Source organism: Streptomyces sp. NPDC090106, assembly GCF_044747265.1.
Taxonomy (GTDB): Bacteria; Actinomycetota; Actinomycetes; order Streptomycetales; family Streptomycetaceae; genus Streptomyces.
The window spans coordinates 411,230-430,380 of sequence record NZ_JBIVDS010000010.1 but is presented as its reverse complement, the minus strand read 5'-3'; the positions used below and the strand labels follow the sequence as shown (position 1 = coordinate 430,380).

General features: G+C 71.7%; 14 protein-coding genes. 11 read left to right on the top strand and 3 right to left on the bottom strand.

Annotated features, from left to right (window positions below; genetic code table 11):
• Positions 1–88: 88 nt before the first annotated feature.
• The 9 genes from ACIPSE_RS31615 to ACIPSE_RS31575 all read left to right on the top strand — a co-directional run bounded on the left by ACIPSE_RS31615 (position 89) and on the right by ACIPSE_RS31575 (position 14,981).
• Entirely contained in the window at positions 89–2,056 is a 1,968-nt protein-coding gene (locus tag ACIPSE_RS31615; RefSeq protein WP_401669212.1) for an alpha-1,4-glucan--maltose-1-phosphate maltosyltransferase, read from the top strand.
• 20 nt (positions 2,057–2,076) lie between these two features.
• Complete coding sequence (gene treS / locus ACIPSE_RS31610) at positions 2,077–3,792, top strand: maltose alpha-D-glucosyltransferase (protein ID WP_401669210.1); 1,716 nt, start codon at positions 2,077–2,079, stop codon at positions 3,790–3,792.
• A 33-nt stretch (positions 3,793–3,825) separates the two neighbouring features.
• Positions 3,826–5,145 (top strand): maltokinase, encoded by a 1,320-nt coding sequence (locus tag ACIPSE_RS31605; protein WP_401669208.1) that lies wholly within the window; start codon positions 3,826–3,828, stop codon positions 5,143–5,145.
• Positions 5,146–5,152: 7 nt separating this feature from the next.
• Entirely contained in the window at positions 5,153–7,357 is a 2,205-nt protein-coding gene (glgB, locus tag ACIPSE_RS31600; protein ID WP_401669205.1) for a 1,4-alpha-glucan branching enzyme, read from the top strand.
• 58 nt (positions 7,358–7,415) lie between these two features.
• A complete protein-coding gene (locus ACIPSE_RS31595) occupies positions 7,416–8,501 on the top strand; it encodes a glutamate--cysteine ligase (RefSeq protein ID WP_401669203.1) in 1,086 nt (361 codons plus the stop codon).
• A gap of 165 nt (positions 8,502–8,666) precedes the next feature.
• Entirely contained in the window at positions 8,667–10,586 is a 1,920-nt protein-coding gene (locus ACIPSE_RS31590; protein WP_401669201.1) for an AMP-dependent synthetase/ligase, read from the top strand.
• Between the two features lie 121 nt (positions 10,587–10,707).
• Positions 10,708–11,112, top strand: coding sequence for an ATP-binding protein (locus ACIPSE_RS31585; RefSeq protein WP_401669198.1), 405 nt, complete (start codon positions 10,708–10,710; stop codon positions 11,110–11,112).
• 286 nt (positions 11,113–11,398) lie between these two features.
• Positions 11,399–12,718, top strand: coding sequence for an NAD(P)/FAD-dependent oxidoreductase (locus tag ACIPSE_RS31580; RefSeq protein ID WP_401669196.1), 1,320 nt, complete (start codon positions 11,399–11,401; stop codon positions 12,716–12,718).
• A gap of 10 nt (positions 12,719–12,728) precedes the next feature.
• Entirely contained in the window at positions 12,729–14,981 is a 2,253-nt protein-coding gene (locus ACIPSE_RS31575) for an FUSC family protein (protein WP_401669194.1), read from the top strand.
• Positions 14,982–15,149: 168 nt separating this feature from the next.
• Here ACIPSE_RS31575 and ACIPSE_RS31570 read toward each other — a convergent pair whose 3' ends face one another.
• The 3 genes from ACIPSE_RS31570 to ACIPSE_RS31560 form a co-directional block, all read right to left on the bottom strand.
• On the bottom strand, positions 15,150–16,001 hold the full coding sequence (locus ACIPSE_RS31570) for an ANTAR domain-containing protein (protein ID WP_401669192.1): 852 nt from the start codon (positions 15,999–16,001) through the stop codon (positions 15,150–15,152).
• Between the two features lie 13 nt (positions 16,002–16,014).
• Complete coding sequence (locus tag ACIPSE_RS31565) at positions 16,015–16,848, bottom strand: SigB/SigF/SigG family RNA polymerase sigma factor (RefSeq protein ID WP_401669189.1); 834 nt, start codon at positions 16,846–16,848, stop codon at positions 16,015–16,017.
• Positions 16,849–17,171: 323 nt separating this feature from the next.
• Positions 17,172–17,615: an ATP-binding protein gene (locus ACIPSE_RS31560; protein WP_401669186.1), complete on the bottom strand. Its 444-nt coding sequence runs from the start codon at positions 17,613–17,615 to the stop codon at positions 17,172–17,174.
• Positions 17,616–17,716: 101 nt separating this feature from the next.
• On the opposite strand from ACIPSE_RS31560, the gene ACIPSE_RS31555 reads away from it, so the two are divergent.
• Both ACIPSE_RS31555 and ACIPSE_RS31550 read left to right on the top strand, forming a co-directional pair.
• Positions 17,717–17,938 carry a hypothetical protein gene (locus ACIPSE_RS31555; protein WP_401669184.1) on the top strand — a complete coding sequence of 74 codons (222 nt, stop codon included), beginning with the start codon at positions 17,717–17,719 and terminating at the stop codon, positions 17,936–17,938.
• Positions 17,939–18,282: 344 nt separating this feature from the next.
• The gene (locus ACIPSE_RS31550) at positions 18,283–18,735 is read left to right on the top strand and encodes a cyclic nucleotide-binding domain-containing protein (RefSeq protein ID WP_401669181.1); all 453 of its coding nucleotides are present in this window, start codon (positions 18,283–18,285) and stop codon (positions 18,733–18,735) included.
• Positions 18,736–19,151 lie beyond the last annotated feature (416 nt).

Genomic DNA, 19,151 nt, shown 5'->3' with positions numbered 1-19,151 from the left:
GCGGGGTACCCCCCTTCCTTTCCCCACAGGTTCGATCCCGGCCGGGCCACGCAAGGGCCCGGCCTCAGGCACGACGGAGGCGAGATCCATGAGGCGCGACCCGGCAGGTCCGATCGGGACCGTGGGCCGTATCCCGGTGCGCGAGGTGTGCCCGGCGGTCGACGGCGGCCGGTTGCCGGCCAAGGCGGTCGTCGGCGAGACGTTCCAGGTCTCGGCCACCGTGTTCCGCGAGGGGCATGACGCGGTCGCCGCGAACGTCGTCCTCACGGACCCCGAGGGCCGTCCCGGCCCGTGGACGCCGATGCGTGAACTCGCCCCCGGCACCGACCGCTGGGGCGCCGACGTCACCCCCGGGTCGATGGGCCGCTGGACCTACCGCGTGGAGGCGTGGGGCGACCCGATCGCCACCTGGCGCCGTCACGCCCGGATCAAGATCCCGGCCGGAATCGACGTCGGGCTGGTGCTGGAGGAGGGCGCGGATCTCGTCGAGCGGGCCGCCGCCGGGATGCCGGTCGCGGAATGCGACCTGGCCCTGGCCGCCGCCGAGACCCTGCGCGACGACACCCTGCCGGTCTCCGACCGTCTCGCGCCCGTGCTGTCACCGGAGCTGGAGGCGGTCCTCGACCGTCATCCGCTGCGGGAGTTCGTCACGGCCTCCGAGGAACTGCCGCTGCTGGTGGAGCGGGAGCGGGCGTTGTTCGGGTCGTGGTACGAGTTCTTCCCCCGCTCCGAGGGCACACCGCAGGAGCCGCACGGCACGTTCGCCACGGCCGCGCGCAGGCTGCCCGCGATCGCCGCGATGGGCTTCGACGTCGTCTACCTCCCCCCGATCCACCCGATCGGCACGACGTACCGCAAGGGCCGCAACAACACCCTCTCCCCCGGCCCCGACGACGTCGGCGTGCCCTGGGCCATCGGCTCACCCGAAGGCGGCCACGACGCCGTCCACCCCCGCCTGGGCACCCTGGACGACTTCGACGACTTCGTGAACCGGGCCCGCGAACTCGGCCTGGAGATCGCCCTCGACTTCGCCCTCCAGTGCTCCCCCGACCACCCCTGGGTCGACAAACACCCCGAGTGGTTCCACCACCGCCCCGACGGCACCATCGCCTACGCCGAGAACCCGCCCAAGAAATACCAGGACATCTACCCCATCGCCTTCGACGCCGACCTCGACGGCCTCGTCACCGAGACCGTCCGCGTCCTGCGGCACTGGACGGACCACGGCGTACGCATCTTCCGGGTCGACAACCCCCACACCAAACCCGTCGTCTTCTGGCAACGCGTCATCGCCGCGATCAACACCACCGACCCCGACGTGATCTTCCTGGCCGAAGCCTTCACCCGCCCCGCCATGATGCACACCCTCGGCCAGATCGGCTTCCAGCAGTCCTACACCTACTTCACCTGGCGCACCACCAAACAGGAACTCACCGACTACGTCACCGAGTTGGCAGGCGAGGCCGCCGCCTACATGCGGCCCAACTTCTTCGCCAACACCCCCGACATCCTCCACGCCTACCTCCAGCACGGCGCCCGCCCCGCCTTCGAGGTCCGCGCCGTCCTCGCCGCCACCCTCTCCCCCACCTGGGGCATCTACAGCGGCTACGAACTCTGCGAGAACACCCCCCTGCGCACCGGCACCGAGGAATACCTCGACTCCGAGAAATACCAGCTCAAACCCCGCGACTGGCACACCGAAGACACCATCGCACCCCTCATCACCCGGCTCAACGAGATCAGGCGACGGCACCCGTCGCTGCGGCGGCTCAGGAACGTCCACTTCCACCCGACGGACAACGAGGCGCTGATCGCGTACAGCAAGACCAGCGGCGAGGACACGGTTCTGGTCGTGGCCAACCTCGACCCGCATCACACCCAGGAGGGCACGGTGTCGTTGGACATGCCGCAACTCGGCCTGGACGACGACCGATCCTTCGCCGTACGCGACGAACTGACGGGTGAGACCTACCAATGGGGCAGATACAACTATGTGCGCCTCGAACCCGGCCGGGCTCCCGCGCACGTGCTGCACGTCCAGCGAACGACCCCGTAGAGCGGAGGGTGAAAAGCCTCATGAGCGTCAACGCGCCTGTCCCGGACACTTTCGACGACACCCCGGTGAAGGACCGGGACCCCGACTGGTTCAAACGTGCCGTCTTCTACGAGGTGCTCGTCCGTTCCTTCCAGGACAGCAACGGAGACGGCGTCGGCGACCTCAAGGGCCTCACGGCCAAGCTCGACTACCTGCAATGGCTGGGCGTCGACTGCCTGTGGCTGCCGCCCTTCTTCAAGTCACCCCTGCGGGACGGCGGTTACGACGTCTCCGACTACACCGCCGTCCTGCCCGAGTTCGGTGACCTCGCCGACTTCGTCGAGTTCGCGGACGCCGCCCACCAGCGCGGCATGCGCGTGATCATCGACTTCGTGATGAACCACACCAGCGACCAGCACCCGTGGTTCCAGGAATCCCGCAAGGACCCCGACGGGCCCTACGGCGACTATTACATGTGGGCGGACGACGACAAGCAGTTCCCGGACGCGCGGATCATCTTCGTCGACACCGAGGCCTCCAACTGGACCTACGACCCGGTCCGCAAGCAGTACTTCTTCCACCGCTTCTTCTCCCACCAGCCGGACCTCAACTACGAGAACCCGGCGGTCCAGGAGGAGATCCTGGCCGCGCTCCGCTTCTGGCTCGACCTCGGCATCGACGGCTTCCGCCTCGACGCCGTCCCCTATCTCTACGCGGCCGAGGGCACCAACTGCGAGAACCTGCCGCCCACTCACGAGTTCCTGAAGCGGGTGCGCCGCGAGATCGACCTGATGTACCCGGACACGGTGATCCTGGCCGAGGCGAACCAGTGGCCCGAGGACGTCGTCGACTACTTCGGCGACTACGCCTCCGGCGGCGACGAATGCCACATGGCCTTCCACTTCCCCGTCATGCCCCGCATCTTCATGGCCGTCCGCCGCGAATCGCGCTACCCCGTCTCCGAGATCCTCGCCAAGACCCCCGCCATCCCCGCCAACTGCCAGTGGGGCATCTTCCTGCGCAACCACGACGAGCTCACCCTCGAAATGGTCACCGACGAAGAACGCGACTACATGTACGCGGAATACGCCAAAGACCCGCGCATGCGCGCCAACATCGGCATCCGCCGCCGCCTCGCCCCCCTCCTCGACAACGACCGCAACCAGATCGAACTCTTCACCGCCCTCCTGCTCTCCCTGCCCGGCTCACCGATCCTCTACTACGGCGACGAGATCGGCATGGGCGACAACATCTGGCTCGGCGACCGCGACGCCGTCCGCACCCCCATGCAATGGACCCCCGACCGCAACGCCGGCTTCTCCTCCTGCGACCCCGGACGCCTCTACCTCCCCACGATCATGGACCCCGTCCACGGCTACCAGGTCACCAACGTCGAAGCCTCGATGAGCAACCCCTCGTCGCTGCTGCACTGGACCCGGCGCATGATCGAGATCCGGCGGCAGAACCCGGCCTTCGGACTGGGCACCTACACCGAACTCCCCTCCACCAACCCGGCCGTGATCGCCTTCCTGCGCGAGTACGAGGACGACCTCGTGCTGTGTGTCCACAACTTCTCCCGCTTCCCCCAGCCCACCGAACTCGACCTCCGCGCCTACGACGGACGTCATCCGGTGGAGCTGATCGGCGGGGTCCGCTTCCCCGCCATCGGCGAACTGCCGTACCTGCTCACGCTGGCGGGGCACGGCTTCTACTGGTTCAGGCTCACCCGAGTCGCATCCCGCATCGGCCGCCGCTGATCGGAGCGCGCGCCGACGAAAGGACGCGTCACCATGCCGAACACCGCACTGCTGCGGCCCTCCAGCACGACCGTTCCGGGGTCGATGGCGTACCTCACCGGGCTGCTGCGCGACTGGCTGCCCCGGCAGCGCTGGTTCGCGGGCAAGGACCGGCCCCTCAGCGACCTCACTCCGCTGTCGGTGACGGAGCTGTCCCCGGGCTGTCTGCACGTACTGATCGACGCCGGGGACTGCTACCAACTCCTGCTGGGCGTACGGCGGCAGGTGTCGCCGCGGCTGGGCCGGGCGCTGATCGGCCACCTCACCGAGGGCCCGCTCGCCGGGCTGACGGTGTTCGACGCGTTCCAGGACCCCCGGTCGGCGCAGTTGCTCCTGGAGCGGCTGCGCCACCCGGGGACCGCGGGCCCGCTGCGGTTCGAGGCCGACCCGTCGGTGTCCCTGCCCGCGGGGCTCGCGCCGCGGCTGCTGGACGCCGAGCAGTCCAACTCCTCGCTGGTGTACGGCGAGGAGTACATCCTGAAGCTGTTCCGGCGGATCCAGCCCGGAGTCAATCCGGACCTGGAGGTGCCGGTGGCGCTGGCCGGGCAGGGGTGCCGCCGGGTGCCCGCGCCGGTCGCCTGGTTCGGGACCACCCGGCCGCAGGAGGCGACGCTGGGCGTGCTCCAGCCGTTCCTGCGCGACGCGTCCGACGGCTGGACCCTCGCCCTGCGGGCGCTGGCCTCGGGCGACGACTTCACCGCGCACGCCCATGAGTTGGGCCGGGCCACGGCGGACGTGCACCTCGCGCTGGCGTCCGCGTTCCCGGCCGGGGAGCACCCGGAGACCACGCGGACGGCGTCCGCGATGACCGACCGGCTCACCGCCGCCGCGGACTGCGTCCCGGAGCTGAGACCGTACGTGCCCGGCCTGCGGACCGCGTTCGCCGCGCTCGGCGCCTGCGATCCCGGGCCGCCGGCCCAGCGCGTCCACGGCGATCTCCACCTGGGGCAGGTGCTGCGGGCGGGCCGCGACTGGTTCGTCATCGACTTCGAGGGCGAACCGTCCCGCCCGCTGGCCGAGCGCCGCAGCGCGCACTCGCCGGTGCGGGACATCGCGGGCATGCTGCGCTCCTTCGACTACGCCGCCCGGCAGCGCAGGCCGTGGCGGCCGGAGTGGGCGCGCCGCTGCCGTGAGGCGTTCTGCGCGGGCTACGCCGCACGGGCGGGCTGGGACCCGCGCAAGAAGCACGGACTGCTGCGCGCCTATGAGACCGACCGGGCCGTGTACGAGGTCCTGTACGAAGCCAGACACCGTCCCGACTGGGTGCCGGTACCGATGGCCGCGATCGAGCGGCTCGCCGTCAGGGGAGACTGAACCTTTCATGGCCCTGCGTGACACCTCACCGACCGAGGCGGGCGGCCCCGTCGCCTGCCGTCCCGCGCCGCTCCTGGACCCCACCGACCGGGACCGTCTGCTGTCGGGCACCCATCACGACCCGCACTCGGTGCTCGGCGCGCACCCGGCGCCCGGGGGAGGCACCCTCTTCCGGGCGCTGCGGCCGTTCGCGCGTGCCGTGAGCGTGCTCGTCGACGGGCGGCACCGCCCGCTCGCCTCGGAGGGCGACGGGTTCTTCGCGGGCGTGGTCCCGGCGCCCGCGGACCCGTCGTACACCCTGCTCGTGTCGTACGACGACGGTGAGCGGGAGGTGCACGATCCGTACCGCTTCCTGCCCGCGCTCGGCGAGCTGGACCTGCATCTCGTCCGGGAGGGGCGGCACGAGGAGCTGTGGCGGGCGCTGGGCGCCGAGCCGATGGTCCACGAGGGCGTGACCGGCACCCGCTTCACCGTGTGGGCGCCGAACGCGCTCGGGGTGCGGGTCTGCGGTGACTTCGCCCACTGGGACGGCACGGCGTACCCGATGCGGTCGCTCGGCGCGGCCGGGGTGTGGGAGCTGTTCCTGCCGGGCGTCGGCGTGGACGCGCGGTACAAGTTCGAGATCGCGACGCGCGGCGGTGAACGCCGCCTCAAGGCCGACCCGATGGCCCGCCGCACCGAGGTGCCGCCCGCGACGGCGTCGATCGTCACGGAGTCGGCGTACGAGTGGGGCGACGAGGAGTGGCTCGCGCGGCGCGGTGACGTGCCGGTGCACGAGGCGCCGATGTCGGTGTACGAACTCCATCTGGCCTCCTGGAAACCGGGTCTGACCTACCGTCAGCTCGCGTCGGAACTCCCTGCATACGTAAGGGATCTGGGGTTCACGCATGTCGAGCTGATGCCGGTCGCCGAGCATCCCTTCGGCGGCTCCTGGGGCTACCAGGTCACCGGCTTCTACGCGCCCACCGCCCGCATGGGCACACCGGACGACTTCAAGTACCTCGTGGACGCCCTGCACCAGGCCGGGATCGGCGTGATCATGGACTGGGTGCCGGCCCATTTCCCCAAGGACGACTGGGCGTTGGCGCGGTTCGACGGAGAGCCGCTGTACGAGCCCGGGGACTGGCGGCGGGCGGAGCACCCGGACTGGGGGACGTACGAGTTCGACTTCGGGCGGGTCGAGGTGCGCAACTTCCTCGTCGCCAACGCCGTGTACTGGTGCGAGGAGTTCCACATCGACGCGCTGCGCGTGGACGCCGTCGCCTCGATGCTCTACCTCGACTACTCGCGCGACTCGGGCCAGTGGACGCCGAACGTGTTCGGCGGGCGGGAGGATCTCGACGCGGTGCGGTTCCTCCAGGAGATGAACGCGACGGTGTACCGGCGGGTGCCGGGTGTCGTCACGATCGCCGAGGAGTCCACGGCCTGGGGCGGGGTGACCCGGCCGACCGACAGCGGCGGTCTGGGGTTCGGGCTGAAGTGGAACATGGGCTGGATGCACGACTCGCTCGGCTACATGGCGCATGAGCCCGTCCACCGCAAGTACCACCACAACGAGATGACGTTCTCGATGGTGTACGCGTACAGCGAGAACTACATCCTGCCCATCTCCCACGACGAAGTCGTGCACGGGAAACAGTCGTTGGTGTCGAAGATGCCCGGCGACTGGTGGCAGCAGCGGGCCGGCCACCGCGCCTATCTCGGCTTCATGTGGGCCCACCCCGGCAAGCAGCTCCTCTTCATGGGCCAGGAGTTCGCCCAGGGCTCCGAGTGGTCCGAGCCCGACGGCCCGGACTGGTGGCTGCTGGACCGGGAGTACGGGGCCGAGGCGGATCACCGGGGCGTGCGTGACCTGGTGCGCGACCTCAACACCGTCTACCGCAGGACACCGGCGCTGTGGCAGCGGGACACGGCACCCGAGGGGTTCCGCTGGGTCCTCGGGGACGCGGCCGAGGACAACGTGTTCGCCTTCCTGCGGCTGGACGCCGAGGGCGGTCCGCTGCTCAGCGTCTCCAACTTCTCGCCGGTTGTCCGCCACGACTACCGCCTGGGCGTCCCTGACGACGTGCCCGCCTGGCAGGAGGCTCTCAACACCGATCGCAGCAGGTACGGCGGCAGCGGAGTGGGCACCGCCGGTCCCGTCAAGCCGGAGGACGGGGCGCTGCGGCTGACGCTGCCGCCGCTCGCCACCGTCTGGTTCACGCCCGTGTGAGCGGTTCCTTCCATGGGCACTCCGGAGCATAGGGGTACCCGGCAGGAAGGCGGCTCACGTGCGGACCGTCGGAGTGGAGGAGGAACTGCTCCTGGTCGATCCGGAGACCGGGGAGCCACAGGCCCTGTCCGAGGCGGTGGTGGCCAGGGCCGCGCGGGAGGATGTGGACAGGGAGGTCTTCGAGAAGGAACTCCACACACAGATGGTGGAGTTCGCGACCTCCCCCAGGTCGGTGATGGCCGACCTGGGCGCGGAGATCGTCCGCTGCCGCAAGGAGGCGGCCCGGCACGCCGGTGACATCGGCTGTGCCGTCGCGGCGATCGCGACCTCGCCGCTGCCCGTCAGCCCGTCCATCGGGTCGGACGACCGCTACCGGTGGATGGCGGAGCAGTTCGGCATCACGACCAACGGGCTCGTCCTGGGCTGTCACGTCCATGTGTCCGTCGGTTCCGACGAGGAGGGCGTGGCGGTGCTCGACCGGATCCGGCCGTGGCTGCCGGTCCTGACCGCGCTGAGCGCCAACTCCCCTTTCTGGCAGGGCCGGGACACGCGGTACAGCAGTTTCCGCAGCCGGGTGTGGCAGCGGTGGCCCTCGGCCGGGCCGACGGAGGTGTTCGGTTCCGCGGAGGGGTATCACCGGCGGGTGGCGGAGATGGTCGCGAGCGGGGTGATCCTCGACGAGGGGATGGTGTACTTCGACGCCCGGCTGGCCCGGCGGTATCCGACGGTGGAGATCCGGGTCGCGGACGTGTGCCTGCACGCGGGCTCCACGGTGCTGATCGCCGCGCTCTGCCGGGCCCTGGTCGAGACGGCGGCGCGGGAGTGGCGGGCCGGCCGGGAGCCACTCGCGCACAGTGTGAGCCTGCTGCGGCTCGCCGCGTGGCAGGCGGCGCGCTCGGGCCCCGCGCAGGAGCTGCTGCATCCGGCGACCATGCGGCGGCTGCCCGCGGCGGCGGTCGTACGGGCGCTCGTCGGCCATGTCGAGGAGGCGCTCGTGGAGAGCGGGGACGTCGATCTCGTGCACGCGGGCTGCGCGGAATCGCTGCGCCTGGGGACGGGCGCGCGGGTCCAGCGGCAGCTGTGGGAGCGGACCGGGAGCCTGCGGGACGTCGTCCGGGAGTGCGTGCGCCGTACTCAGGAGTAGCCTCCGCCGTGTCCTCACACCTGCGTTCACATTACGCGCAGGTCACCGAAGCGCCGCTACTTGTCGAATCCAGGTACCGACCGCTCCCGCCTCGGCTAGATTCAGGCACCGTCGATGACAGTTCACGTCGACGGCGTCACAGCCCGTACACACCAGGAGCAGCGCATGCGCGACCTCGCCCTCGCTCCCCCGCACGTCTCGCCTCTGATCGGAGGTCTCGCCGACAGCCTCTTCGAGACGGCGGACCGCCGCCCGTCCCATCCGCTGGTCGCGCGCCGCGCCGACCCGGCCTCCACCGTCTGGACGGAGGTGTCGGCGGAGCGGCTGCGGGACGAAGTCGTCGAGCTGGCCAAGGGGTTGGTCGCCTCCGGGATCGCCCCGGGACAGCGTGTGGCGATCATGGCCCGCACCCGTTACGAGTGGACGGTCTTCAGCCACGCCCTGTGGGCGCTCGGCGCCGAGGTCGTGCCGATCTATCCGACGTCCTCACGGGACCAGGTCGAGTGGATCCTCAAGGACGCGCGCTGTGTGGGCGTGGTCGTCGAGGACGAACAGAGCGTGATGACGGTCGGATCGGTGTGCGCGGCGCTGCCGTTGCTGCGCCACGTCTGGCAGTTGGACTCGGGGGCGGTGGAACAGCTCGCGGAGCGGGGCAGGTTCATCCCGCAGACCACGGTCGACTCGCTGCGCCGGATCGTGATGCCGGACTCGACCGCGGCGATCGTCTACACGTCCGGCACCTCGGGGCGGCCCCTGGGCTGCGCGGTGAGCCATCTGGGTCTGGCCAGTTCGTGCGACGCGCTGCTGAAGGGCTGGGGGCACACGGTGGTGCCCCCGGACGGGCAGGGCTCGGTCCTCGCCTTCCTGCCGCTGTCCCATGTGTACGGGCTGCTGGTGCAGAGCCTGTGCATCCGCGGCGGCATGCTCATGGGCCACGAGCCCGACCTGAACGCGGAGCAACTGGCCGCGTCCCTCCAGTCGTTCCGGCCGACGTATCTGTGCGCGGTGCCGTCGCTCTTCGAGAAGATCTACAAGAATTTCCTGCGCGCCTCCCAGCAGGCGGGCCGCGGAGCCCTGTTCGAGCGGGCGGCGGAGACGGCCCGGGACTTCGCGGCGGCCCTGGAGCGCCAGCGGCTGGGCCAGGGCCCGGGTCCCGGACTGGACCTCAAGCTGCAACACGCCCTGTACGAGCGGACGGTGTACCGCAGACTGCGCTCCGCGCTGGGCGGACGTATCCTGCGGGCGTCCTCCGGCGGGACGGCGCTGGCCCGTGAGATGAGCCTGTTCTACGAAGGCATCGGCATCTACGTCAACGACGGCTACGGGCTGACGGAGACCAGCGGCGGGGTCACGGCCCAGCCCATCGGGCGGGAGAAGTCGGGCACCGTCGGCCAGGCGCTGCCGGGCACGGACCTGAGGGTCGCCGACGACGGGGAGATCCTGGTCCGCGGTCCGTCGGTGTTCCAGGGGTACGTCAACGACGAGGCCGCCACGCGGGCCGTGCTCAGCGGGGGCTGGCTGGCCACCGGTGACCTCGGGCAGCTGGACCCGGAGGGGTATCTCACCATCACGGGCCGCAAGAAGGACGTCATCATCACGAGCGGCGGCAAGAGCATCGCGCCGGCCTTCCTGGAACAGCGGCTGCGGCTGCACCCGCTCATCCACCAGGCGGTCCTGGTGGGCGACAACCGGCCGTGCGTGGGCGCGCTGATCACCCTGGACCCGGACTTCCTGGCCCACTGGCGGGGCGGCCTCGCGCTGCCGGGGGACGCGCCGAGCCGGGAGGCGCGGGAGGAGAACGCGCTGCGGGAGGAGATCGGGCGGGCGGTCGCCTCGGCGAACAGTTCCGTGTCCCGCGCGGAGTCGATCCGCGTCTTCCGTGTGCTCGCACAGCCGTTCGACCAGATCAGCGGGCTGCTGACGCCGTCGATGAAGCTGCGCCGGGACGCGATCGTCGAGCACTACGCGGTCGAGATCGACGCGATGTACCAGGCCCGCTCGCGCGGCGCGCAGCAGCGGGTGTCGCAGGACTGGCCGACCGCGGAGTCCCTCGGCTGGGAGGAATCGGACAACGTGTTCCGGTGAAGAACCCGTGCGGTTCCCGGTGGGCCCGATTGGCCCCGGCGCTCCCGGGAACTCGCGGACGTGGCGGTGCCGTGAGGCACAGCCGGACCGTCCGTCCGTCGCACCTCGTGGGAACGACACCTTGGCCACCGGCGACATCTCCAGCCGTACCAGCACCTTTGCGGGCGCACCGCAGAGCGTGACGGGCGCCCGCCTGGCCGCGGACGCTTTCCTGGCGGCGCTCGCGCGCACCCGCCCGCCGGCCGAGGCGGACCACTGGGACGACATCCTGCTGGTGGTCTCGGAGCTCGCGGCCAACGCCGTCCAGTACGCGCCGGGCGATTTCACTTTGCGGATGCGGCGCACCTTCGACGGGGTGCACGTGACCCTGCACGACTCCAGCACCGCCCTGCCGGCCCCGCGCCCGTTCCGCCCCGGGACCGGTGAGGGCGGGGTCGGCTGGCATCTGATCCACGCGCTGTGCGACCAGGTGAGCGTGGTGCCGGAGGCCGACGGCAAGGACGTGCACGCCTTCCTGCCGTGGTGAGCGCGGGCCCCGCCACACCCGACTTCCGAAAGCCTCGGCCGGTGCACGGGAGATTCACCCGCATTCCGTGCGTTCGCGCAGCTGTACGGGCATGGTGGTCACCAGCGCGTTCGTCAGGCTGCCGCACCCGACTGGCACAACAGCCGGGGTCACGGTGGGATCGAGGTGCGAAGCAGCGATCCCGGGGCACGCGACAGTCGTTCGACTCGGACCGCCGGAGCCGCAGAAGGGAAGAAAGAACGTGACACGACCCAGGATCCTGGTGGTTGGCGCAGGCTTCGCCGGCGTGGGATGCGTACGCCGGCTGGAACGCGAACTCGCCCCCGACGAGGCCGACGTCACCCTGGTGACGCCGTTCTCCTACCAGCTCTACCTTCCGCTGCTCCCCCAGGTCGCCTCGGGTGTGCTGACGCCCCAGTCGATCGCCGTGTCCCTCAGGCGCAGCAGGAAGTACCGCACGCGGATCATCCCGGGCGGCGCGATCGGTGTGGACCTGAAGGCGAAGGTCTGCGTGATCCGGACCATCACCGACGAGATCGTCGACGAGCCGTTCGACTACATCGTGCTGGCCCCCGGCAGCGTGACCCGCACCTTCGACATCCCGGGCCTGACCGACAACGCGTTCGGCATGAAGACCCTCGCCGAGGCCGCGTACGTCCGGGACCACGTGATCTCGCAGCTGGACCTCGCGGACGCCAGCCAGGACCCGGCCGAGCGGGCCTCGCGGCTCCAGTTCGTCGTCGTGGGCGGCGGGTACGCCGGCACGGAGACGGCGGCCTGTCTGCAGAAGCTCACGCACGCGGCCGTCAAGCGCTATCCGCGCCTGGACCCGGCGCTCATCAAGTGGCATCTGATCGACATCGCCCCGAAGCTGATGCCGGAGCTGGGCGACAAGCTCGGCAGCAGCGCGCAGGAGATCCTGAAGCGGCGCGGCATCGACATCTCGCTGGGCGTGTCCATCGCGAAGGCGGGCCCCGAGGAGGTCACCTTCACCGACGGCCGGGTGGTGCCCACCCGCACCCTGATCTGGACCGCGGGCGTGGTGGCGAGCCCGCTGATCTCGACGCTGGGCGCGGAGACGGTACGCGGCCGGCTCGCGGTCACCGCCGACATGGCGCTGCCGGGCCAGGACGGGGTGTTCGCGCTCGGTGACGCGGCGGCCGTGCCGGACGAGGCGAAGGGCGAGGAGGGCTCGATCTGCCCGCCGACCGCCCAGCACGCCATGCGGCAGGGCAAGCACGTCGCCGACAACGTCATCGCCACCCTGCGGGGCCGGGGGACGACGCCGTACGTCCACAAGGATCTCGGTCTCGTCGTCGACCTCGGGGGCCGGGACGCGGTGTCCAAGCCGCTCGGGGTGGAACTGCGCGGGCTGCCCGCCCAGGCGGTGGCCCGCGGCTACCACTGGTCGGCGCTGCGCACCAACGTGGCGAAGACCCGGGTGATGACGAACTGGGTGCTCAACGCCATCGCGGGCGACGATTTCGTCCGCACCGGCTTCCAGGCCCGCAAGCCCGCCAAGCTGAAGGACTTCGAGTACACGGACGCCTATCTGACCCCGGAGCAGGTGGAGGCGCACGTGGCGGGGACGGAGCGCCAGGACTGACGCGCCCGTTGTGAGAACGCCGGTTCGTTCCTGGCGGGCGCGGCTGCGGGATGCCGTGGCCGCGTCCGACCCAGGGTTGCTGCGGCTCGCCGCGGGGCTGCGGACGGTGGGCGCCATCGCGCTCACCCTCGCCGTGCTGGCCCCGCTCGGCGCGAGCGTGCCGCATCTGGTGGCGGGGGCGATGGCGGCGATGGTCTCCACCTTCGCCATCCGGGAGAAGCAGCGCGGCAAGCAGGCCGTCACACTGGCGCTCGGACTGCCGGTCGCGCTGACCGCGGTGACCCTGGGCGCGCTCCTCAGCTCCCATGTGATCGCCGGTGACCTGTTCTTCGTGGCGCTGATCTTCTGCGCGGTCTACGGCCGCCGGTTCGGCGAGCGCGGCACCGCGCTCGGCCTGATCGGCTTCCAGGTCTACTTCCTGTCCCTGTTCGTCGGCGCCACGGTCTCCGACCTGCCCAGGCTGTACGGCGTGATCGGCGTCGCCTTCGCGAGCAGCGCCCTGGTGCGCTTCGCCCTCGTCCCCGAGACACCGACGGGCACGCTGGAGCGGCTGCGCTCGGCGTTCCGGGCACGACTGGCCCAGCTGGTGACCGCGCAGCTCGAACTGCTGGACGCGGGCCCGGACGACCCGGAGGCGGGCGCCAAGGCGCTGGAACACGTCCGGGCGGGCACGGCACGGCTGCACGAGACGGCGCTGCTGATCCAGGGCCGCCTGGAGGACGGCACCGCCGACGCGTCCGTGGCCCGCCTGGTGCAGCGCCGGGTGGCGGACGCCGAGGTCGCCGCCGAGCGGCTCGGTCTGCTGCTGCTGACCGCGCGCAGCGCCGAGCGCGCGGACACCCTGACCCTGCATCTGCCGGGGGCGCCCTTCCCCGCGGGCGGGCTGCTGCCCGTGCGGGACAAGGCGATCGACACCCTGCGCCGGGATCTGGAGGCGCTGCGGGCGATCGTGCTGCGTCCGGCGTCGGCACCGCCCGGGGCCGCGGTGTCGCATCTGCGCAACCGGCTGCTCGGCTACCGCGACGAGGAGAACCTGCCGGTCGCGCCGCCCGCCCTCCAGGACGCCTTCCGGGGCGTCGGCGAGGCCGCCCGCGCGGTGCTGGGGCTGCGGGTGGCGCTGGACGGGCCGCAGGACGAGTCGGATGACAGTCCCGCGACGGCCCGGTCCAGGGAGGAGCTGGACGCCGAGGACGCGGCGATCGACGCCGGCGAGCAGGAGGCCGAGGAGGAGCTCACCGGGTTGCGGCGGCCGACGACCCGGGCGGCCGTCCAGGTCGCGGTGGGCTCGTCGCTGGCGATCCTCGGCGGTGAGCTGCTGTCCAGCCATCGCTGGTACTGGGCGGTGCTGACCTGCTGGATCGTCTTCCTGAACACCTCGTCCACGGGCGAGATCCTGGTCAAGGGCTACCGGCGGCTGCTGGGCACCGTGCTCGGGGTGCTGGCCGGGATCCTGCTGGCGGCGCTGGTCGGCAACCACACGTGGACGGCGTTCGCGGTGGTGCTGACGTGCGTGTTCCTGATGTTCTACACGGCGCCGCTGTCGTACACGCTGATGTCGTTCTTCGTCACCGCCGCGCTCGGGGTGCTGTACACGCTGCTGCACACCTACAGCGCGTCCGTGCTGGTCCTGCGGATCGGGGAGACGGCGCTCGGCGCGGCCTGCGGGGTGCTGGCGGCGGCGTTCGTGCTGCCGGTGCACACGGCCCGGCGCACCGACGACCTGCTCGTGGCCGTCCTAGACCGGCTCGCGGACGTCACCCGGTCCGCGGTCGACCAGCTCAGCGGGGCGCCGCCGGTGGACCTGCTGGACGAGGCCCGCGAGCTGGACCAGGCGCTGGCCGATCTGCGGGCCGCGACCAAGCCCCTGACGCACCCGGTGACACCGCTGCGCACCCGGCGCGACACCGCGCGATACGTCGTGGCGCTCCTGGAGACCTGCGCGTACCACGCGCGGGCGCTGGCCGCGACGGCCGAGCTGCTGCCCACGCATCCCTCGATCGCGGCGGACCCCCGGCTGCGCGGGGCGGGCCGGCGCATCCTGCACAACATCGGCGCGCTGGCCGCCCGCACGGCCGACGAGCACTCCACCGCCGAGCTGGAGACGGGTCGGAGCATCGCCTCCCTGCTGGAGTCGGACGTGCGGGGCGTGCCGCGGTTCGGCCGGGTCACCGACCGGGTGCTGCGCCACCTCCAGCGGCTGGACGAGGGGGTGCTGGGGCTGGCGCGCCCGCTCGGGGTGAAGACGCGGACATCGGAGCGCTGATCCCCGGCCCCCTGCCCGGCGGGCGGCTCCGGCACTCTCGCGGTGACGTCACGGGACCGCTCGTCGCGTCCCGCCGGCAGGGCACCGCCGACGGTCCGCGCCGCGGCTCGGTGCGGGCAGCGGAGCGGTCATCCTCGTGCCCCGTCCGAAGGGTCCCGGCGGGCGGGGTCACCCGCGCGGGCCGCCGCGCGCGGCCGTGTGCAGATGCTCCAGGGCGTCCAGGACCACGGTCCGTTCGTACCAGGCCAGCCAGCGGCCGGTCTCCGCGCCGATGACGTCGAGCACCTTGAGCTGAGCCTCGGTCAGGCCGCCGACGGGGTGGTCGATATGGGCGGAGACCATGCCGAGGCACAGGCCGGCCGAGGTGGTCAGGGGCACGCTGTGGCAGGCACGGCTGCCCGCCGCGAGGATCACCGCCCGGGCCGGTTCGGTGAACACGGGGTCGGTGGCGACATCGCGCACGGTCACCTGGGCGACGTCCCGGGCGGCGCGGGCGCAGGCGGTGCCGTCGTCGCCGACGTACCCGAAGAAGTCGACGAAGTCGGCGGTCAGCCCGGTGTGCCTCTCGATGCGCAGTCCGCCGTCCACCCGGTCGGCGAGCTGGACGTTGCCCATGTCGGTGCCGACCACCGAGAGGGTCTGGCTCAGCACGGCCGAGAGGACCCCACCGCGGTTGCGGGGTGCGACCCGGCGGGCGGCGGGGAAGCTGAGGACGGGTTCCGGGAGCCGGGCGCGCCGCGGGAACCACGGGGCGTCGGGGGCGGCCGGGCCCGGGACCGACACCACGGCCTCGGCGAGGGTGCGCAGCTTGACGTTGAAGCGCTGCGAGGCGAGGCGCAGGAGCGTGAACGCGCTGTCCGCGTCGGGCAGTGCGTAGCGCTCGCGCAGCATGCCCTGCGCCAGGGCGATCAGGGTGTGGGCGCGGGCCCGGGCGCGCAGGTCGCGCACCTCGGCCCGCAGCCGTTCGAGCTCGCCCTGTTCCACGCCCTCGTCGGTCGTGCCGGGTTCGGACACCGTCATGGAACTCCTTCCCTCAGGAGGCCGCCCGCTCGCCCAGCGCCTCGGCGCGGACGCGGGCACAACTGCGGCTGATCAGCCGGGAGACGTGCATCTGGGAGATGCCCAGCTGGTCCGCTATGCGGCTCTGGGTCATGTCCTCGAAGAAGCGCATGTAGAGAATCGCGCGCTCGCGTTCGGGCAGCCTGCGCAGGCCGGCCTTGGCGGACTCACGGTCCACGACGGTGTCGTACGAGGCGTCCGCGGTGCCCAGGGTGTCGGCGAGGCTGTAACCGTCCTCGCCGGTGGAGAGTTCGGCGTCCAGGGACAGCGTGCTGAAGCTCTCCAGGGCCTCCAGGCCCGCGCTCACCTCGTCCTCGGTGAGTCCGGTGCGGGCGGCGAGGTCCGCGACGGTGGGTTCGGGGGTGCCCGGGGTCTGGGTCAGCTCGCGGCGGGCCACCCGCACCTTGTTGCGCAGTTCCTGGACCCGGCGGGGCACCCTCAGGGCCCACATGCGGTCGCGGAAGTGCCGCTTGACCTCGCCGGTGATGGTCGGCACGGCGTAGCTCTCGAAGGCGCCACGGGTCGGGTCGTAGCGGTCGACGGCCTTCACCAGCCCGAGGGCCGCCACCTGCCGCAGGTCCTCGATGGCCTCGCCGCGTTCACGGAACCGGCCCGCTATGCGGTGGGCCATGGGCAGCCAGGCGGTGACCAGCCGGTCGCGGAGGGCGTCCCGTTCGGGGCCTTCCGGCAGCACGTTCAGCCGGGCGAAGAGCGTCGCCGTGTCGGGTGCGTCGTCGTGCCGCCGCTTGGGGGTCGCCGCCGTCGTCGCGGACGCGTCGAGTCGATTTGTCGATGTATCGATGGGCATACGGATTCGCTCCTGAACGGTGGTTTCAGGTGGATGCCGCGGGTGCTCACCGCTCCCGGACACCGGTGGGCCCGGGAACAGCCTGTACGGCTCCCGCTGGCGCGCCTCCGGTCCGAAGCACGAAAGCTCGTCTGCCCCTGGCCCGGACGAACAAACTCCGGCGGACGGCGAATGTCCGGCAGGGTGCCGGCGCGACCGTCGGGGGACGGAACAGGCGGGCAGGAACAGGCGGGGGAAACGGGTGGGGAGAAACGGGTGGGGAGAAACCGGTGGGCAGGTACGGTCGGGCGGGCAAGGTCGGGCGGGGCGGTCCGGACGCCGCGTCAGGGCAGCGGGACCACCGCGGAGATGCACTTGCCGCCGGACGGCAGCCCGGTGACGCGGACGTCACGGGAGAGCCGGCACACGATCGGCCAGCCGAGGCCGCCGACCCGTCGTCGGCCGTGGCCGTCGAGGGGGTCCTTCGTCAGGGGGACGGCCTCGCTGCGGTCGCACACCGAGACACGGACACCGGACTCGACGACGTCGATCCGGAAGCCGGTGATGCCGCCGCCGTGCAGCAGCGCGTTGGTCGTCAACTCCGAGACGACCAGCAGGGCGTCCGCCATGGACTCACGGTCGCAGATCGTGCCGGTGTCCCGGCAGCGCGCGGCGACGGCTCGCTCGACGGCACGGCGCGCCTCGGCGGGTCCGCCGGGGCGCCGCGGCCGGCACGACGAGGCCACCGGCGGCTCGGGAACGGATACGGCCCTGTACTCCTTACGCATGATGTGAGCTCCCTGAACGGGTACGGGTCTCTTTCTGTCGGCTGACCGCTCATGGGCCCGCCAAACCTCATGAGTTCGCCGACTCGGGGTAGGCGGAGGCCATGACGGATGTCGTGGACTCGGACGAACTGTTGCGGCGCATCCGGCGCGCCCGGACCTGCGCCCTGGAGGAGGAGCGGGCCTGGCGGGCCCGGAGCGACACCTTGCGCCCCACCGACCCGGACCAGGCGCGCGAGGCGGCCGTGCGGACGCTCACCTACGAGGCGGTGCTCAGGGTGCTGGACGAGATCCTGACGCCGGGCCGACGGGGAGCGGACATGTGAGGCGGCGCGGCGAAGCGGGAGAGCGACGCGGGAAAGCGAAGCAGGGCGTGCGGCCGGAAAGTGAAACGGGTCACGGAACCTGGTTTGAGCTACGCGAAATCCCCCAAGATGGTTTACCGTTCATACACAAGTGGTCGTGGGGTCGATGAGGCTCTCCCCCGTACTCCGCTTCCCGTACTGCCCTGGCTGGCCTCCCCCGTCCAGCCAGGGCTTTTTCCTGTCCGCACACCGCTCACGGCGCGGAAACGCCCTCCGCCGAGGTGCCCGGGGCGCCGGCAGCGGCTGAAATGAACGTAGGGAAAGCACGCACCGCAACCGCACTCGTCGGCGAGGAGCCCCGCGTCATGACCAAAGCGACGAAACTGCTGACCGCCCTCCCCCAGCCGCAACGCGCGCATCTCATGACCCTCGCCCGGGAGGTCTCCTTCCCGGAGGACACCCGCATCTTCGAAGCGGGCGGTACGGCCGACCGGTTCTGGGTCATCCGCTCAGGGGCGGTCTCGCTGGACCAGCAGGTCACGACCCTGCAACGGGTGACCGTCGCGAGCCTGGGCTCCGGCGACCTGCTCGGCTGGTCCTGGCTCTTCCCGCCGCACAAGTGGGACTTCGGCGCGGTCGCCTTCAGCCCGGTCCGCGCCCACGAGTTCCAGGCGGCGGCGGTCCTCGCCCTCTGCGACGAGGACCCCCAGCTCGGCATGACCCTGGTCCGCAGCGTCGCAGAGATCCTCGCCCACCGGTTGGAGACGACCCGGGGGAAGCTGCTGGAGCAGTATTCGCTACACCGACGGGGGATGTAGGCGGGACCGCTGGCGCGGGGCTGCACGGAGGCGGCGAGGCGGGGCGGAGTCGCTGGCGTGGCCCTGCGCGGCCCTGCGCGGGGCGAAGGTCGCGGGGCGGAGCTACTGCGCGGGGCAGTGCGGGTGCGGAGGCCGCGCTGCGGGGCGGGAGCGTCGACGCGGGGCGGGGTGCTGGCGGGAGGGGCAGGGCGAAGGCCGCGGTGCCGTGGGGGCGGAGGGGCTTCAGACGTGGCGCACGGGGCGGCTGGGGCCGGGTCGTTGGCCATGTGCGGCGGCACGGGAGCGGGAACGCGGCCTTCATGGCGGCGCCGGGCAACGCCGTCGACTCCGGTGGAGCCGAGGCTCAGGCCGGGGCCCTCAGATCCGGTGGCTCCACGACTCGGAGCCACGCTCGTCAGGCCATTCACGCCTCAGCT

Excerpts from the sequence above, each read along its gene's own strand:
- ACIPSE_RS31615 (WP_401669212.1), top strand. The coding sequence starts at position 89 with ATGAGGCGCGACCCGGCAGGTCCGATCGGGACCGTGGGCCGTATCCCG.
- treS (WP_401669210.1), top strand. The coding sequence starts at position 2,077 with ATGAGCGTCAACGCGCCTGTCCCGGACACTTTCGACGACACCCCGGTG.
- ACIPSE_RS31605 (WP_401669208.1), top strand. The coding sequence starts at position 3,826 with ATGCCGAACACCGCACTGCTGCGGCCCTCCAGCACGACCGTTCCGGGG.
- glgB (WP_401669205.1), top strand. The coding sequence starts at position 5,153 with ATGGCCCTGCGTGACACCTCACCGACCGAGGCGGGCGGCCCCGTCGCC.
- ACIPSE_RS31590 (WP_401669201.1), top strand. The coding sequence starts at position 8,667 with ATGCGCGACCTCGCCCTCGCTCCCCCGCACGTCTCGCCTCTGATCGGA.
- ACIPSE_RS31570 (WP_401669192.1), bottom strand. The coding sequence starts at position 16,001 with ATGACGGTGTCCGAACCCGGCACGACCGACGAGGGCGTGGAACAGGGC.
- ACIPSE_RS31565 (WP_401669189.1), bottom strand. The coding sequence starts at position 16,848 with ATGCCCATCGATACATCGACAAATCGACTCGACGCGTCCGCGACGACG.
- ACIPSE_RS31560 (WP_401669186.1), bottom strand. The coding sequence starts at position 17,615 with ATGCGTAAGGAGTACAGGGCCGTATCCGTTCCCGAGCCGCCGGTGGCC.
- ACIPSE_RS31555 (WP_401669184.1), top strand. The coding sequence starts at position 17,717 with ATGACGGATGTCGTGGACTCGGACGAACTGTTGCGGCGCATCCGGCGC.
- ACIPSE_RS31550 (WP_401669181.1), top strand. The coding sequence starts at position 18,283 with ATGACCAAAGCGACGAAACTGCTGACCGCCCTCCCCCAGCCGCAACGC.